This is a genomic window from Pannonibacter sp. I15F10I1 (genome assembly GCF_900185665.1).
GTDB classification, from domain to species: Bacteria; Pseudomonadota; Alphaproteobacteria; order Rhizobiales; family Stappiaceae; genus Pannonibacter; species Pannonibacter indicus.
The window spans coordinates 308,070-324,507 of record NZ_FYAN01000002.1; the positions used below are offsets into that span (position 1 = coordinate 308,070).

General features: G+C 62.2%; 13 protein-coding genes. 4 read left to right on the top strand and 9 right to left on the bottom strand.

Annotated elements, in window-relative coordinates:
• Positions 1 to 9 precede the first annotated feature (9 nt).
• Together IF10I1_RS01340 and IF10I1_RS01345 are read left to right on the top strand one after the other, a co-directional pair.
• Positions 10 to 951, top strand: a complete 942-nt coding sequence (locus IF10I1_RS01340; protein ID WP_186391695.1) for an ABC transporter substrate-binding protein — start codon at positions 10 to 12, stop codon at positions 949 to 951.
• The gene (locus IF10I1_RS01345) at positions 929 to 2,005 is read left to right on the top strand and encodes an iron ABC transporter permease (protein WP_186391694.1); all 1,077 of its coding nucleotides are present in this window, start codon (positions 929 to 931) and stop codon (positions 2,003 to 2,005) included. The genes IF10I1_RS01340 and IF10I1_RS01345 overlap by 23 nt, the downstream gene beginning before the upstream one ends.
• A 13-nt stretch (positions 2,006 to 2,018) precedes the next feature.
• Here the strand turns inward: IF10I1_RS01345 and dmeF are convergent, their stop codons facing one another.
• The 6 genes from dmeF to IF10I1_RS01375 all read right to left on the bottom strand — a co-directional run bounded on the left by dmeF (position 2,019) and on the right by IF10I1_RS01375 (position 8,864).
• On the bottom strand, positions 2,019 to 2,987 hold the full coding sequence (gene dmeF, locus IF10I1_RS01350) for a CDF family Co(II)/Ni(II) efflux transporter DmeF (RefSeq protein ID WP_186391693.1): 969 nt from the start codon (positions 2,985 to 2,987) through the stop codon (positions 2,019 to 2,021).
• Between the two features lie 28 nt (positions 2,988 to 3,015).
• Positions 3,016 to 3,288: a metal/formaldehyde-sensitive transcriptional repressor gene (locus tag IF10I1_RS01355; protein ID WP_050472336.1), complete on the bottom strand. Its 273-nt coding sequence runs from the start codon at positions 3,286 to 3,288 to the stop codon at positions 3,016 to 3,018.
• 205 nt (positions 3,289 to 3,493) lie between these two features.
• Positions 3,494 to 4,657: a DUF1513 domain-containing protein gene (locus IF10I1_RS01360; RefSeq protein ID WP_186391692.1), complete on the bottom strand. Its 1,164-nt coding sequence runs from the start codon at positions 4,655 to 4,657 to the stop codon at positions 3,494 to 3,496.
• The gene (locus tag IF10I1_RS01365) at positions 4,638 to 5,735 is read right to left on the bottom strand and encodes an imelysin family protein (RefSeq protein ID WP_186391691.1); all 1,098 of its coding nucleotides are present in this window, start codon (positions 5,733 to 5,735) and stop codon (positions 4,638 to 4,640) included. Before IF10I1_RS01365 ends, IF10I1_RS01360 begins: the two co-directional genes overlap by 20 nt.
• A complete protein-coding gene (locus IF10I1_RS01370; RefSeq protein WP_186391690.1) occupies positions 5,735 to 7,279 on the bottom strand; it encodes a di-heme oxidoredictase family protein in 1,545 nt (514 codons plus the stop codon). The genes IF10I1_RS01365 and IF10I1_RS01370 overlap by 1 nt, the downstream gene beginning before the upstream one ends.
• A gap of 301 nt (positions 7,280 to 7,580) precedes the next feature.
• Entirely contained in the window at positions 7,581 to 8,864 is a 1,284-nt protein-coding gene (locus tag IF10I1_RS01375) for an imelysin family protein (RefSeq protein ID WP_186391689.1), read from the bottom strand.
• A gap of 334 nt (positions 8,865 to 9,198) precedes the next feature.
• Here IF10I1_RS01375 and IF10I1_RS01380 point away from each other — a divergent pair, with 334 nt between their 5' ends.
• Positions 9,199 to 9,672, top strand: a complete 474-nt coding sequence (locus IF10I1_RS01380; RefSeq protein ID WP_050472331.1) for a TerB family tellurite resistance protein — start codon at positions 9,199 to 9,201, stop codon at positions 9,670 to 9,672.
• 81 nt (positions 9,673 to 9,753) lie between these two features.
• Entirely contained in the window at positions 9,754 to 10,470 is a 717-nt protein-coding gene (locus tag IF10I1_RS01385; protein ID WP_186391688.1) for a glutamine amidotransferase, read from the top strand.
• Positions 10,471 to 10,474: 4 nt separating this feature from the next.
• Here the strand turns inward: IF10I1_RS01385 and IF10I1_RS01390 are convergent, their stop codons facing one another.
• From IF10I1_RS01390 to pyc, 3 genes are all read right to left on the bottom strand, one after another.
• A complete protein-coding gene (locus IF10I1_RS01390; RefSeq protein WP_186391687.1) occupies positions 10,475 to 11,236 on the bottom strand; it encodes a TSUP family transporter in 762 nt (253 codons plus the stop codon).
• 239 nt (positions 11,237 to 11,475) lie between these two features.
• Positions 11,476 to 11,919, bottom strand: coding sequence for a hypothetical protein (locus IF10I1_RS01395; protein ID WP_186391686.1), 444 nt, complete (start codon positions 11,917 to 11,919; stop codon positions 11,476 to 11,478).
• Between the two features lie 1,042 nt (positions 11,920 to 12,961).
• Positions 12,962 to 16,405, bottom strand: a complete 3,444-nt coding sequence (pyc, locus tag IF10I1_RS01400) for a pyruvate carboxylase (RefSeq protein ID WP_186424322.1) — start codon at positions 16,403 to 16,405, stop codon at positions 12,962 to 12,964.
• Positions 16,406 to 16,438: the final 33 nt, after the last annotated feature.

Here is a 16,438-nt window from a genome sequence, read left to right on the forward strand (position 1 = left end):
TCTGAAAACATGCGTATAGCCCTTGCTCTCGCCGCCCTTCTGGCCACAACCGCCAGCGCCCTCGCCTATCCGGTGACGGTGAAAAGCTGCAACCGCGATGTCACCTTTGACGCCGCCCCCACACGCGCCGTCTCCAATGACGTGAACCTCACCGAAATGATGCTGGTGCTGGGCCTGACGGACCACATGGCCGGCTACACCGGCGTGTCCGGCTGGAAGACGCTGGACCCGGAAATGCGCGAAGGCGTGAAGGAGCTACCGGAACTCGCCGAAAAATACCCCACCAAGGAAGTGCTGCTGGGTGCAGAGGCGGACTTCTATTTCGCGGGCTGGAACTACGGCATGAAGGTGGGCGGCGAGGTGACGCCCGACACCCTCGCCCCCTTCGGCATCAAGGTCTATGAGCTGACCGAAAGCTGCATCCACATCGGCCCCAAGGAGAAGATCTCCATGGCCGACATGTACAACGACCTTTTGAACCTCGGGACGATCTTCGGCGTCGAGGACAAGGCGAAGGCGCTGGTCGCCGGTTACGAGGCAAAGCTTGCCGAAGTGACGGCCAGGGTGAAGGAGCCGGGCAAGGAGCCGCTGCGCGTCTTCGTCTATGACAGCGGCGAGGACACGCCCTTCACCGCAGGCCGCTACGCCATGCCCACCGCCCTCATCGAGGCCGCAGGCGGGCACAACATCATGGATGATCTCGACAAGAGCTGGGCCACCGTCGCCTGGGAGCCGGTGATCGAGCGCAATCCGGAAGTGGTCGTCATCGTCAACTACGGGCAGGTGACGGCGGAACAGAAGATCGCCTTCATGAAGTCCAATCCGGCCTTCGCCAGCATCAATGCCGTGAAGAATGACCGCTTCGTCGTGCTGGAATATGTCGAGGCAACGCCCGGCCCCCGCAACATCCGCGCCGTGGAGAAGCTCGTTGACGGTTTCGCACGCAACTGAGGCCGATGCGCTGGAAGGCGCACTTGCCCGGCACCGGTCCAGAATCTGGCCGGTGCTGGCCATCGCGGCCCTGTGCTTTGCCCTTCTGGCCACGGCGGTGATTGCCGCCCTGGCCGTGGGCGCCGTCGCCGTGCCACCTGCGGATGTCGCTGGGATCCTTCTGTCGAAGATCTTCCCCGGATCGGTGGAGAAGACCTGGAGCGCCGCGCGCGAAGCCATCGTCTGGGATGTGCGCTTTCCCCGGGCGCTGCTGGCAGCTCTTGTCGGCGCAGGCCTTGCCATGACCGGTGCCGCCCTGCAATCGGTCACCCGCAACCAGCTGGCCGACCCGCATCTGCTCGGCATTTCTTCGGGCGCTGCCTTCGGCGCCATTCTGGCGCTGCTGCATACCGGGCTGTTTCTCGGAATGCTGACCGTGCCGCTGCTCGCCTTCTTCGGCGCGCTGGGGGCAACAGCCATCGTGCTCTGCGTGGTACGGATCACGCGGGCCGGTTCGCCCGACCGGCTGGTGCTGGCAGGCGTTGCCGTGTCCTTCGTGATCATGGCCTGCGCCAACATCCTGATCTTCCTGGCTGACCCCAAGGCCACCCATACGGTGGTGTTCTGGATGCTGGGCGGGCTCGGCCTTGCCCAGTGGAGCCACCTGCTCTACCCGCTGGCCGTGCTCCTGCCCTGCGGGATCTGGCTGTGGCTGAAGGCGGGCCAGCTGAACGCCATCACGCTGGGGGATGAGACGGCAGCAACGCTCGGCATCCCCGTCAACCGGCTGCGGCTGTCGGTGTTTGTGGCGGGCGCCCTCATCACCGGCGTGTCGGTCGCCTTCTCCGGCATCATCGGCTTCGTCGGCCTGATGATGCCGCATCTGGTGCGGCTGGTGGCGGGCGGCGACAATGCCCGCGTCCTGCCGCTGTCCGCACTGGCCGGAGCCCTGTTCCTGATCCTTGCCGACATCTGCGCCCGCGTCGTCATGGCCCCGGAAGACATGCCCATCGGCATCGTCACCGGCCTCGCCGGCGGCCTGTTCTTCATCTGGCTGATGGCACGGCAGAGGTGAGGGGTGAGGGACGTCAGGGGTTGACCCTCACCCGTTCGACTTCAACAGTGATGTGGGAGAGTTCGTGTATCTCCGCGAGGCAGGCCTTGTAGTCCGAGGGTTCGCGAGGAGCGCTCGACACCACCGAGATGATTGCAGCATGATGCCCTGGCCCGACTTGCCAGACATGCAGGTCTGCAATCCGGTCGGTGCCGGTTTCCAGCGCCTCAAGGATTTCGCTTCGCAAATCCTTGTCGTCAGGAATCCGGTCCAACAGGACCGAGCCTGAATCGCGAATCAGCCCCCAAGACCAGCGAGCGATCACAAGCGCGCCAACGATACCCATGAGCGGATCAGCCCAGAGCCAACCATAGCTGCGTCCGGCCAGCAGGGCCACGATGGCAAGGATTGACGTAAGTGCATCCGCCAGCACATGCATATAGGCGGCGCGGAGATTGTTGTCCCGAGCGTGCTCATGGCGGGCATGGCCATGAGTGTGATCATGCGCATGATGGTGCCCGTGGCCATGGTGATGATGGTGGGCGTGATCATCCCGGAGCAGCCACGCGCAGAACAGATTGACCGCAAGCCCCAGGACCGCAACGGCAATGGCGTGCCCGAAACTGATCTCCACCGGATTGGCCAGCCGCATCAGACTTTCCCAGCCGATCAGAAGCGCAATCAAGGCAAGGACGACGGCGCTGGCAAAGCCGCCCAGATCACCGAGCTTACCGGTGCCAAAGGTGAAACGGCGGTCATCGGCATGACGGCGCGCATAGAGGTAAGTCAGGGCGGTGATCAGCATGGCACCAGCATGGGTAGACATGTGCCAGCCATCTGCCACCAGCGCCATGGATCCATAGACCGTGCCCGCGACAATTTCGACAGCCATCATCGACGCGGTCACGGCAATGACCAGCCAGACCCTGTATTCGTTCCTGCGGTGATCGCGGCCGAGGAAATTGTGATCGTGAGTATGCTTGGATATGTCGACTGCGGGCATGTGACCTGGCTCCTGCCGGCACGCCGGCTTACTTCATGTAGGTTCGGATAATTTCGATCAGCTCTGCCCCGCCCTGCTCACGGTCTGCTCCGGTTTTGGCGTGAAGCACGTGCTCCCGCAGATGATCCTCGACCACCTCGGCAGTCAGCCCGCTCATTGCGCCGCGGGCTGAAGCAAGTTGACGCAGGATTTCGCCGCAGGGTTTCTCGGCCTCAAGAGCGCGCTCGATCCCCTCAATCTGCCCCTTCAGGCGCCGAACCCGGGCAATGAGCTTCTCTTTGTCGCGGATGGTGTGAGACATGGCGGTGGCTAACCTCAGCTTCTAATAGTATAGGGGACTATAGTATATGACGCAGACTATGTGAAGCCATGGAATGGATCGGCCGACGCACACCGGGGCGGGCAGAGCATGCAGAAATCAGCGCTCACGTCACGAACAAGGCATTGAAACATCGAGAAATGTTTCAGTTTGAAGCATAGGGAGGCTTCACCGGAACCCCGGCACACTAAAGCGCCAGCATGTGGTTGTCCCAGGAGATGCCCGGCACGAAGGCGAGGGATTGCGCCCGTGTGCCGGGGTCTTCGGCAAGGCTGAGGCCGCCGTTGCCGTCGGAGACAAGGAAGCCGTGTTCATCAATGGCGGCAAGGCCGCAGCCGTCGGTAATCGTATCCAGCCCAAGCAAAGCGCCGCTGTCTGCGGCCATGTAGAGAATGCGCCCGCCGCGCGGGCAGGACAGCGCCACCACATCGCCGCTGGCATTGATGGAAACCGAGCCGATGTAATTGTCGAGCTGGGCCAGAACATCGTTCTGCAACGGCACCAGTTCCATTTTCCGGTCCCGCTCCAGCCGTACGACCAGCTGCGGGGAACGGCTCTTCTCGCCCTCGAACTGGCCACCCACCCACACCCGCCCGCGCCCGTCCAGCGCCATGTGGCGGAGCGAGAGCTGATGCAGATCCTCCGGCAGCGCGTGCTGCGCCAGCAACGCGCCGGTGGCCGCATCGAGATAGACGATGGAAGGCTTCATCGTGTCGAGATTGAGCATCTCGCGGCCGGTGACCGGATGGGTGTCGATGCCGCCATTGGCGACCACCAGCACGCGGCCCTGCTCGGCCAGCAGAATGTCATGCGGACCGATGCCATGGGTCTCGAACTCGCCGATGCGCTTCAGGATTTCGCCGCTGGCATCATAGACGCCGACACGGCCCTGCGTTTCCTCCCCCACCGTGCCGAAGGCGTTCTCGACCGCATAGAGCAGCCGCCCGTCAGCCGAAAAGACGCCGTGGCCATAGTAGTGGCGCCCGGGCTCGGCTTCCGTCAGCTGCGGCGGGGTTTCCCCGCTCCGGTCAATCACCATGATGAACTGGCCGGGGCGGCGGGCGAAGGCGGCCAGTCTGCGCCCGTCCGGCGACAGGGCCACGCCATGGCCGCGCGCGGGCAACGGCACCTCCATCACGTCCCGGCCATCGGCTGTCAGGATGGCGACCGCATGGCTGCCGTCCGCATTGCGCCGGGCGCTGGCGAACAGCGGCTCGTCCAGATCCGCACCAAGGAGCTTGACCGCGGCTTGCACGGGCAAGGTCATCAGCGCGGCGGCGGTCGTCAGGCCGAGGCCAGCCAGAAACCGCCGCCGGTTCAACACCAGCGCATCAGTCGCCGTCCAGCGCATTAAACCCTCCGGTCATATTGAGCGACCCGGCCAGATTGAGCGCAACGAGATCGCGCAGGCCCTTCAACGAAATCAGCATATCCGACAAGGCCTTGTAGCCTTCAGGCGTCTTCACCGTCTCACGCATGGGCTCACCGGCGCGGGCGAGTGCCTTGAGTGAATTGGAGACCTCGAATTCCAGGCTCGCGGCAATCCACTCGCCTTCGCTGTCCACGCCCTTTGCATAATTCGAGGCGCGGATGAAATCGCGGATGCCGGTCAGTTCGCTGGCGATATAGGCCTGGCCGAAATTGGCGCGGGAAAAAGGTATGCGGTTGGGCTTTGCCGATGCCGGATCATTGCCCAGCGCTGGGCCAAAAGCGGGGATGACATCCTGATCACGCACGATCACCAGCCCGGTCACCAGTGCATTGAACAGGGTTTCGGCGGCTTCCTTGCTGCTGCGGAAGCGCGGATGATCCGGCCCCGCGGCTTCAAGCTGGCCGCTGAACCCGTCCGGCGCCTCCCAAAGGGCCGCAACTTCGCCGGAGAGCTGCGCCAGATTGACGGTAAGCGCCTGCGCATAGGCGCAGGCATAGACGCCCGCCTCATCCGTGCCGCCCAGCGTCACCTGGCCGTTGTCATCAAAGGCCGCCAGCTGCAGCGCCGTCAGGCCCTGCACGGCCACGCTCTTGGCGGCAAGGCTTTCAGGGGTGGTGGCGCTTTCATCCCGCTCTGCCACCAGCTTGCGGATCTGCCGCTGCGCCACGCCGCGTGCGTCAGGAAGAAAGGCAAGACGCTCCAGCCGGCTTTCTTCGGCAAGCGGGCCATAGCGCAGGAAACTGATCCGCCCATAAGCAGCGACGGCCACCCCATAGGCAACGCGGAAGTCGTCTGCGGTGCCTGTGCCGGGGCTCTTGCAGGCGTCTTCAACAGCGGTGGGCAGGCGCTTGGCAGCATTGGCAAAGGCACGGGTCTCCGGCCGGATATAGCCCTCGACCGCCCCTTTCACAAAATCCGCATAGCCGGCCTTCTCCTGCGCATGCAGAGGCAGGAGAGTGCTGGCAAAGGCAAGGGCAAGGCAGGCAATGCGGCGCATCAAAGAGACTCCAGAAAACGGATCAGGGCCGCGCGGTCCTCAGGCGGCATGGCCACCACCGCATCGCGTGCGGCCTGCGCCTCGCCGCCATGCCAGAGCACGGCCTCCAGCAGCGAGCGGGCCCGCCCGTCGTGGAGGAAACGGGTGTGGCCGCTGACTGTCTGCGTCAGACCAATACCCCAAAGCGGAGCCGTCCGCCATTCGCGGCCATTGGCATCCCCATCGGGACGGTGGTCCGCCAGCCCTTCGCCCATGTCATGCAACAGCAGATCGGTGTAGGGCCAGATCAGCTGGAAACTGTGCGCCGGGTTCTTCGCGTCCTTGCGGGTAACGTATTTCGGCACATGGCAGGAGGCGCAGCCGGTGCCATAGAACACCTCCTTGCCCTTCAGCACCTCCGGATCAGCCATGTCCCGCCGGGCCGGAACGGCAAGGTTCTCCGAATAGAAGGTGACAAGATCCATCACCGGGTCGGGCGCTTCCGTCTTACCCAGCCTGTCCTGCTCGCCCGTGGGCAGGGCGCGGCAAGCCGTCTGGGCTGCCGTGCAATCGCCGTAAGGGTCCGGATGTTCCGGCGTCGAGATACCAATGTCGCCGGAGAAAGCCGCAGCGCTCTGCGCCCGGACATCCGGCATCGTGGCCTTCCAGCCGAAGCGTCCCTGCACAAGCGCGCCGGTTGCCGGATCGCGCACGAGGCTGAGACGCCCGGAGATGCCGTCCCCATCCGCATCGTCCGGGTCGGCAAGGGCTTCAAGATCCGCCGGGTGAATCGCCTCCAGCAGGCCAAGGCCGATCATCTGCGGCGCCACGCGGGGCGAGATCATCGTGTCCGGCCGCATGGGGCCATAGGCAAGGTTCCCCGCCTCATAGAGCGGCTTCTGCAAGATGACCGTTTCGCCGCCAGACAGTGCCACAGGCAGATCCTCATGGGTGATCCGCAGCTCCCCTTCAGGGGCAAGGCCCGGCACGGCGAAGGTCTGGAACTGGCCGCCATAGACAGGCTCCGGCAGCGTGGCCATCTGCCGGTTTGCCAATGCCTGCCGCTCCTCGTCCGTCACCGGCGGCACGGACAGCCGCAGGAACAGGGAGACAGCCGGTTCACCAGGCGCAGGCGGCGCACCGCGCCCGTCCTTCAGATGGCAGCCCTGGCAGGAGCGCGCATTGTAAAGCGGCCCCAGCCCGTCCGAGGCTTGCGTGGAGGACGGCGCAGAGACCCAGAACTTGCGGAAGATGCCGTTGCCGACCCGGAAGGTCTGCTGTTCCTCGAAACTGAGATTGGCGGACGGATGGGAAAAGGCATCCCGGTTGATACGCTTGCGCGAGGTGGCAGCCCCGCCCGGCATGTCTTCGAACGGCTCGGGCGCGGCAAAATTTTCAGGAGCGGCCAGCACTTTTGCAGCCTTTTCCCGGTCCGCCGGTGTCAGGTCATGCCGGTGATCAAGCGGACTTGTCTGAGCAGCCGCAACGCTTGCACCGGTAAGAAGACAGATACCGGCCACAAGCCGGACGGGAGCCGCCAAACGCCTCCATCGGAAGAAAATCATGCTGTTCCCCTGGCTGTTCAGGAAAGATCAGCCACACCCCTCTGCAGCGGCAGGAGAGGGAAACACAGTCCCCTCCCCGTCTCTTAAACCGTCAGCCCTTCCATCGTCTTCCCGGACGCAGCGAAGCGGAGATCCGGGACCGGTGAGCCAAGGTCTTTCGGCTCTCATTTCTTGAACCAGTCAGGCACCCCGGCTCACCGGTCCCGGATCGCGCGATGCGCGTCCGGGATGACGATGGAGAAGCCTTGCAAGCCCCGGAAAGGGAAAACTCCCCTTCCCCGTTGTCGCGTCCAGTCCGTCCTTACTGGAACACGGCACCCGGATTATCCAGGCTGTCGGAGCCCTCGAAGGCGATCGATTCAAGGCCCAGCACCGCAACGGCACGCTCGATGGACCGGGTCTGGTCAATGAGAGTGTCAATGGCTGCTTGCACCACGGCATTGCCTTCGGCGTTGCCCTCGCCGATCATCTGGTCATAGGCTTCGACCGTTTCGGCACGGGTTTTCAGCGTGTCGAAGGCGGCCAGGGACGCGTCGAGCTTGCCCTTCAGTTCTTCCGCCGCGGCCTTGTCCTTTTCCGCCACCAGATCCGCCAGCGACGGGCCGGAGACCTTGGTGCCGTCAAGGCGGGTGTAGGTGCCGAAATAGACATTCCGGATGCCGACCACGTCATAGTAATGCGACATGTGGGTGTTATCGGAGAAGCAGTCATGCTCCTCTTCCGGATCGTGCAGCATGAGGCCGAGCTTCATGCGCTCACCGGCCAGTTCGCCGTAGGAGAGAGAGCCCATGCCGGTGAAGATGGTGGCAAGACCGCCCGCTTCGCCCTTGGCCGCAAGCTCCTCGCGCGCCGCACCACCCGGAGCCCAGGCAGCCGCCATTTCTTCCAGGTCCGTGATCAGCAGGTCTGTTGCCGCCTGCAGATACTGGATGCGCCGCTCACAGTTGCCGCCGGTGCAATTGGCCGGATCAAAATCCGTGGCCGGACGGTTGCCCGCGCCCGGACCCGTGCCATTCAGGTCCTGCCCCCAGAGCAGAAACTCGATGGCGTGATAGCCGGTCGCCACATTGGCCTCGACACCGCCAGCCTCCTGAAGCTTTTCCGACAGAAGCTCCGGCGTGATCACCGTGGCGTCGAGTTCTTCACCATTCAGCTGCAGCTTCGGATTGGCGATGACATTCGCCACATAAAGCGGGTTCTCTTCGGAACTGTCGCCATAGGACACGTCCACATAATCGATCAGGCCCTCGTCCAGCGGCCAGGCGTTCACCCGCCCCTCCCAGTCATCGACAATGGCATTGCCGAAACGGTAAGCCTCCGTCTGCTGATACGGGCTGCGGGCGGCAATCCAGGCCTTGCGGGCGGCAGCCAGCGTTTCGTCGTTGGGCTTGGCAATCAGCGCATCGATGGCAACCTTCAGCGCCTTGGCAGAGATGACGGAATCCGCATAGGCCGCAGCCGCGACATCCTGATAGGTGGCCAGAACATCGGCTGGCTTCACATCCGCCGCATGAGCGGAAATGGTGGCGGAAAGAGCCATCATCGCAGTGGCTGCAAACAGAATGGCTTTGAACGAACGGGTCATGGGGCAATCTCCCTGGGCATCGGACGGCCCCAGCGCCGCCCGGTGACTGCCCGGCAGAAATGTCCCGGATCTGGCGGAAGAGGGGCACACGCCTGCGGCAGGTCTCGGCGGACAAGACAATTCCTGAAGGTTTGTGTCAAGTTACAAAACAGCGCAGGCAGCGGTGCAAACGGACAACACCTCACGCGCTTGTGGCCAAAAGTCAGGTTTTCGGGTGGTTTTTCCGCCACGTTCTCACCTATATCTCAGGGAAGATACGGATATCCGGTGGCGAGAACCCAGAACCGCTGCGGTTAACGGGTCCCGCGCCCAAGACTTCAGGACGGATGATTTTATGCTCGATGCTTTCAAGCGCTTCATCAAGGACGTCACCTTTGGCGACAGCGACAATCTGACTTTCGCCGAAGATGATCACCGGCTGGCCGTCGCCGCTCTGCTCGTCCATGTCATCAGTGTGGATGGTGAAGTCGATGACGTGGAGAAAACCAAGCTCACCTCGATCCTGAAGACCCATTATTCCCTGAGCGACAGCGAAACGGCCGAGCTTGTGGCCCTTGCCACGGACAAGGACAACGAGGCTGTCGACATGTATGGCTTCACCTCCGTCCTGAAGCGCAAGCTGGAGGAAGAGGAACGCCAGAAGATCATCGAGCTGATGTGGCAGCTTGTCTATGCGGACGGCCGCGTGCACGAGTTCGAGGACAACACCATCTGGCGTGTCTCGGAATTGCTCGGCGTCTCCTCGCGCGACCGGATTGCCCTGCGCCAGAAAGTTGCCCGCGAGCAGGGACAGCCGGACACGGAGTGAGCCGGCAACTGCCTGATTTCAGGGCGCATTGCTCTGGATTAGCGCTCGACGCCGGGCCGGTTGCAACGTTATCGTGACACCATGAATCCTGATCCTGCTTCCCCGCACCGGCCGCGCATCCTGATCGTCCTGCATCAGGAAACCTCGTCGCCCGGCCGTGTGGGACAGGAGCTTGTGAAGCGCGGCTTTGCACTGGACATCCGCCGCCCGCGCTTCGGCGACACGCTGCCCCACACGATGGAGCATCACGCGGGTGCCGTCATCTTCGGCGGGCCGATGAGCGCCAATGATCCGGAAGCCTTCGTCCACCGGGAGATCGACTGGATCGGCGTGCCCCTCTCGGAGCAGAAGCCCTTTCTTGGCATCTGCCTTGGCGCGCAGATGATGGTGAAGCACCTGGGCGGCAAGGTTGGCGCTCATCCGCAGGACCTGGTCGAGATCGGCTACTATCCGCTGCACCCGACAGAAACCGGCAAATCGCTGATGCACTGGCCATCCAAGGTGTACCAATGGCACCGGGAGGGCTTCAACCTGCCGCGCGGGGCCGATCTTCTGGCATCGGGCGACACCTATCCCAATCAGGCGATCCGTGTTGGCCCCGCCGCCTATGGCATCCAGTTTCACCCGGAACTCACCCACGCCATGATGGTGCGCTGGACCACGAAAGGCGCCCCGCGCATGTCCCTGCCCGGCGCGCAAGGCCGCCAGGACCATTTCGCCGGCCGCTACGTCTTCGACCAGGCCTTGCGCAAATGGCTGGACGACTTCCTCGACATCTGGATCGGGCGGGCTGGGTAAAACCTCACCACGGCCAGACGCTGATGAGCACGCGGATACTCATGGCAAAGCATACGATGACAGTGACCGGACGAATGATCCTTGCTCCGCCCTTGAAGGCAAAGTGGGCGCCGAGATAGGCACCGGCCATCTGCCCCAGCACCATGACACCACCCGCCACCCAGGCGATCTGGCCGAAGAGAATGAAATAGAACAACGCGCCCAGATTGCTGGTCAGGTTGAACAGCTTGGCATGGGCTGTGGCATTGCGGATGGTCATGCCGCGCAGGAGCACCAGCGACGTGGAGCTGAAAGACCCGGTGCCCGGCCCGAAGAAACCGTCATAAAAGCCGAGGGCGGGCGCGGCCGTCACCGCATAGCGCTCGGCGCTCATGCGCGGCGCCCGCTCTTCATCAAGGTTCCTGGCGAAGAACAGGAAATAGAGGCCGATCGACACCAGCAGCAAGGGGATGAACAGCACCAGCAGCTCCGCATTGATCTGCTGCAGCACCCAGCCGCCGAAGATGGAGCCCAGCGATATGGCGATGATGGGCAGGATGTTTGCCCGCACAGACACCATGCCCCGGCTGATGAAATAGGTGGCGGCCGTCAGCGTGCCGGAACTGCCCTGCAGCTTGTTGGTCGCCAGCGCCGTTGCGGGCGGCAGGCCCGCCAGCAGCAGCGCTGGGATGGTGATCAGCCCGCCGCCGCCTGCAATCGCATCGATCCAGCCGGCCATGAGAGCGGCAAGAAACAGGAGGCCGAGAACCTCATAGGACAGTTCCATGGAAGAACACCGGAAGGGGCTGGGGGCCTGCCGTCTCATGTAAGGCGGGGGCACGGACCAGCATCTGGGAATGGGACGCCTGCGATGCCACGGAATATGAGGACTGGCAAGGGCGGTTTTAGGGTTGCTACAGGTTGAAGCAAAAAGGGGAGACCAAAGCCCCAGCCCCTAACGAAAATGTGGTCCGTAGATTTTGCTCTTCGAACCACATTTGCACTTATGTTAATTTTATAGACTTATTAGCGAACTGTGGGGTTGGCCACGTTTTCGATTGCGGAAAGTTCTGGATGGCTGTCCAGATACTCACCAAGCTCTGGGTCTTCCGCAAGTCGGAGCTGTTCGTCTTGAATCTCATATTCCGAGCCCAGCTCCTGCCGCAAAAGTTCGAGGAGTTGATCCACTCCAAGATTGAAACGTTCGCACAAATCTTGCGTCCAAAGGCTCGGATCAGGCGGGTAAATAGGATTCAGGTATCCTGAATGTTCAAAATCAAGCACGTCTCGCAATGAACGAGCGACATCGGATAGGGCGACTCTTGGTTCGAGCGTTACACGTCCTTCCTGATCATAGCAGGCGGAATCAACCGGGCCACTGCCAAGCTTTTCGCGGGTCTCTTCGTTTGCCGCCCATAAACAACCACCTGCGCCATACTCGAAAAAATACCTGAGAACAAATTTTGACATTCGCGTTGATCCGCTCATCTTTTTTTATTCTTGAACTCAAGCCTTGGTCTCGTTGTTGATGGGTAACAGAATCATTTCTGTTTCTTCGAGACCCTCGATCTCAATTGGAAAAGCTTGGTACTATAATCTACCAAAGCGATTTTCATTATCGAACCTATGTCACCAACTCGGTATAGGAATTCGTTCTTTGCGACAAAGGCTTCCTTGGAGTCATTGACTCTCAAAGCGGCGAAGTTGGAGAATTCCTTGATGAGTAAGTCATAGCGCTCCTTGCACGTTTTCAAGAGTTCTAAGTTCATCTCGCTGAATTCCTCACGCAATTCTGTTGCGGATGGCGGTATGATCTCATCCAAGTCGGGGAGTGGGGAAGTCGGTTCTTCGCTCGCTAACCGAGGGTCATTAAGGGCTTCGGACACTCTGTCTTGAAGTATTTCGAACCTGTTTAGGTCGGTTAATCCCCTGTCAGGTATGACTCCCAACCAAAAGTCTGAAGCTACCTGCTCCCGCAGGAAACCAACACGCTCGACGCACACCGCTGCCGTTCGATCCATTGCAAATACGATAACCGCGGACGCCGTTCCGGAGGACAGGGGAATGGAAAGGGAGGCACCGATTGCCAAGGCAGTCCATTCGAATTTGGATATCGATAAGAGTCTAGACAAAGTGCAACATCCATTTTCCTAGTCGATTGAGACGATATTATTCGTATAGATCGGGGATTATTCGATATCAGCCCGTTTTCTTCAGTATTTTAATTGATTGCTACGGGAGGGGGTATGCACGGCCCGACGGGAACTTCTTCGTTCCCTGGCTCACTTTCCTGTTCCTGTTTGGATTTGCGGATTTTTGCAGAAATTGACGTTCACTCCGCCGTAGGGTGGGGGAAGGCGCAATTTTTACTTGTTTCAGATTTTTGAAGCATATCCGAACCCCGAAAGTCCCATGGAACTAAGGGGTTCGGGTAAGTTTTATAATATGCGCCCACATTTACGTTAGGGGAGACCGAAGCCTCCCCTTGCGCATTTCCTGTCTGACGCTGCGGTCAGGCCTTGAACACCACCAGCAGGTCCTTGGCGTCGATCTGGCTGCCGGGCGTGACGAGCACTTCGGAGACCACACCGTCGCGCTCGGCATGAAGCGCGGTTTCCATCTTCATGGCTTCGATGGACAAGAGCACGTCACCGGCCTTGACCTCCTGTCCCGCCGCAATGGCAACGGTGGAGATGACGCCCGGCATCGGCGCGCCCACGTGGGCCTCGTTGCCGGCCTCGGCCTTGCGGCGGGCGGCATTGCCTGCGGCGCCATGGGCCCGGTCCGGCACCTTGATGATGCGCGGCTGGCCGTTCAGCTCGAAGAACACCTTCTTCTCGCCCTGCTCATCCGTTTCGCCCACCGCCTGGCAGCGGACCACCAGCGTTTTGCCCGGCTCCAGCTCGACGAGGATTTCCTCGCCCACCTCAAGCCCGTAGAAATAGACCGGCGTCGGCAGCACCGAAGTCGGGCCATACTGGCTCTGCGCCTTGGCAAAGTCGGTGTAGACCTTCGGGTACATGAGATAGGAGGCCAGATCCATGTCGCCGATCTCAAGCCCGGTCTTTTCAGCCGCTTCCTTGCGGCGGGCTTCCAGATCTTCCTGCTTCAGGAGCGAGCCGGGGCGCACGGTGATGGGCGTATCGCCCTTCAGCACCTTGGCCTGCAGCGCCTGCGGCCAGCCGGCCGGGGGCTGCCCCAGATCGCCGCGCAGCATCTGCACCACTGAATCCGGGAAGGCCACATCCTTGGACGGGTCCACCACATCAGCCACCGTCAGGCCCTGGCTGACCATCATCAGTGCCATGTCGCCGACCACCTTGGAGGACGGCGTGACCTTGACGATATCGCCGAACATCATGTTGGCATCGGCATAGGCCTGCGCCACTTCGTGCCAGCGGGTTTCAAGGCCAAGCGAGCGGGCCTGTTCCTTGAGGTTGGTGAACTGACCGCCCGGCATCTCGTGCAGATAGACTTCGGAGGCAGGCCCCTTGAGGTCGCTTTCGAAGGCCGCATACTGGCCGCGCACCGCTTCCCAGTAGAAGGAAATGCGGCGGATGGCCTCTGCCGAAAGCCCCGGATCGCGATCCGAGCCCTTCAGCGCCTCGACGATGGAGCCAAGGCAGGGCTGCGAGGTGTTGCCGGAGAAGGCATCCATCGCCGCATCAATGGCATCCACGCCTGCATCCACCGCAGCCAGAACCGTGGCAGCCGAAACGCCGGAAGTGTCATGCGTGTGGAAGTGGATCGGAATGCCGACTTCTTCCTTCAGCGCCTTGAACAGGATGCGCGCGGCCGCAGGCTTTAGCAGGCCCGCCATGTCCTTGACGCCGAGGATATGCGCACCCGCCTTTTCCAGCTCCTTGGCGAGGCTGACATAGTACTTCAGGTCATACTGCGGCCTTGCGCTGTCGAGCAGATCACCCGTGTAGCACAGCGCGCCCTCGCAAAGCTTGTCCGTCTCCAGCACGGCGTCGATGGAGACACGCATGTTCTCCACCCAGTTGAGGCAGTCGAACACGCGGAACAGATCAACACCGTTCTGCGCTGCCTGATGCACGAAGAAGCGCACCACATTGTCCGGATAGTTGGTGTAGCCAACGCCGTTGGAGCCGCGCAGCAGCATCTGCAGCAGAATATTCGGCGCCTTCTGGCGGATCAGGCGCAGGCGCTCCCACGGATCTTCCGTCAGGAAGCGCATGGCCACGTCAAAGGTCGCCCCGCCCCAGCATTCCAGCGACAGAAGCTGCGGCAGACCGGTGGCATAGGCATCGGTGATGGCGGCAATGTCGTGGGTGCGCACGCGGGTGGCCAGCAGCGACTGGTGGCCATCCCGCATGGTGGTGTCGGTCACCAGCACCTGCGGCTGCGCCTTCATCCAATTTGCAAAGCCCTTCGGCCCCAGCTGTTCCAGCAGCTGGCGGGTGCCATCGGGCTTCACATTGCCAAAATCCGGAACGACGGGGGCAGCCGCTTCCCGGCCGGGGCGCGGGCGCGAGCGGGTTTCCGGGTGGCCGTTGACGGAGACATCGGCGATATAGGTCAGCAGCTTGGTGGCGCGGTCCTGCCGCTTCACCTGCGCAAACAGTTCCGGCGTGCCGTCGATAAAGCGCGTGGTGTAGTTGTTGGCGCGGAAGTCCGGGTGGCCGATGATGTTTTCAAGGAACACAAGGTTGGTCGCCACGCCGCGGATGCGGAACTCGCGCAGGGCGCGTTCCATGCGCTTGCAGGCTTCCTCGGCGCTGGGGGCCCAGGCCGTGACCTTTTCCAGCAGCGGATCGTAGAAGCGGGTGATCACAGCGCCCGAATAGGCCGTGCCGCCATCAAGGCGGATGCCGAAGCCCGTCGCGCCGCGATAGGCGGTGATGCGGCCATAGTCGGGGATGAAGTTCTGTTCCGGGTCTTCGGTGGTGATGCGGCACTGCAGCGCATGGCCGTTGAGCCGCACATCGCCCTGCGCCGGGACACCGCTCGCGTCGGTACCGATGGCGGCCCCGCCTGCGATACGGATCTGCGCCTTGACGATGTCGATGCCGGTCACCTGCTCGGTCACCGTATGCTCCACCTGCACGCGCGGGTTCACCTCGATGAAGTAGATGGCGCCCGTGTCCGAATCCATCAGGAACTCGACAGTCCCGGCCCCGCAGTAATTCACCGCCTGGCCGATTTTCAGGCCATAGCCGCACAGTTCCTGCCGCTGGGCCTCGGAGAGATACGGCGCAGGCGCACGCTCAACCACCTTCTGGTGGCGGCGCTGGATGGAGCAGTCACGCTCGAACAGATGCACCAGATTGCCGTGCGAATCGCCCAGGATCTGCACTTCCACATGGCGGGCGCGCTCGACCAGCTTCTCCAGATAGATCTCGTCCTTGCCGAAGGCGGCCTTGGCCTCGCGCTTGGCGGCGACCACTTCGCGCACCAGCGTGGCCTCGTCACGGATGACGCGCATGCCGCGCCCGCCGCCGCCCCAGGAGGCCTTGAGCATCACCGGATAACCGATGCCGGCGGCCTGAATCTTGATCTCCTCGATGTCATCGGGCAGCGGATCGGTGGCCGGCATGACCGGAACTCCGGCCTCGATGGCGAGATTGCGCGCCGCCACCTTGTTGCCAAGGCGGCGCATGGTCTCGGGCTGCGGGCCGATGAAGATGATGCCGTTCTGGGCGCAGGCCTCGGCAAACTCGGGGCTCTCCGACAGGAAGCCATAGCCGGGGTGAATGGCATCGGCGCCCGAGAGTTTGGCAACCCGGATGATCTCGTCGATGGACAGATAGGCCTCGATCGGGCCCAGGCCCTTGCCGACCTGATAGGCCTCGTCGGCCTTGAAGCGGTGCAGCGCCAGTTTGTCCTGCTCGGCAAATATGGCGACGGTTTTCAGCCCAAGCTCATTCGCGGCACGGAACACGCGGATGGCGATTTCAGATCTGTTGGCAACGAGAATCTTACGGATGGCCAAGCCCATACCTCCCCAATATGAAAGCGCATGAGT

Excerpts from the sequence above, each read along its gene's own strand:
- IF10I1_RS01355 (WP_050472336.1), bottom strand. The coding sequence starts at position 3,288 with ATGTCTCACACCATCCGCGACAAAGAGAAGCTCATTGCCCGGGTTCGG.
- IF10I1_RS01380 (WP_050472331.1), top strand. The coding sequence starts at position 9,199 with ATGCTCGATGCTTTCAAGCGCTTCATCAAGGACGTCACCTTTGGCGAC.
- IF10I1_RS01360 (WP_186391692.1), bottom strand. The coding sequence starts at position 4,657 with ATGCGCTGGACGGCGACTGATGCGCTGGTGTTGAACCGGCGGCGGTTT.
- IF10I1_RS01395 (WP_186391686.1), bottom strand. The coding sequence starts at position 11,919 with ATGTCAAAATTTGTTCTCAGGTATTTTTTCGAGTATGGCGCAGGTGGT.
- IF10I1_RS01390 (WP_186391687.1), bottom strand. The coding sequence starts at position 11,236 with ATGGAACTGTCCTATGAGGTTCTCGGCCTCCTGTTTCTTGCCGCTCTC.
- IF10I1_RS01365 (WP_186391691.1), bottom strand. The coding sequence starts at position 5,735 with ATGCGCCGCATTGCCTGCCTTGCCCTTGCCTTTGCCAGCACTCTCCTG.
- IF10I1_RS01370 (WP_186391690.1), bottom strand. The coding sequence starts at position 7,279 with ATGATTTTCTTCCGATGGAGGCGTTTGGCGGCTCCCGTCCGGCTTGTG.
- IF10I1_RS01385 (WP_186391688.1), top strand. The coding sequence starts at position 9,754 with ATGAATCCTGATCCTGCTTCCCCGCACCGGCCGCGCATCCTGATCGTC.
- dmeF (WP_186391693.1), bottom strand. The coding sequence starts at position 2,987 with ATGCCCGCAGTCGACATATCCAAGCATACTCACGATCACAATTTCCTC.
- IF10I1_RS01340 (WP_186391695.1), top strand. The coding sequence starts at position 10 with ATGCGTATAGCCCTTGCTCTCGCCGCCCTTCTGGCCACAACCGCCAGC.
- IF10I1_RS01375 (WP_186391689.1), bottom strand. The coding sequence starts at position 8,864 with ATGACCCGTTCGTTCAAAGCCATTCTGTTTGCAGCCACTGCGATGATG.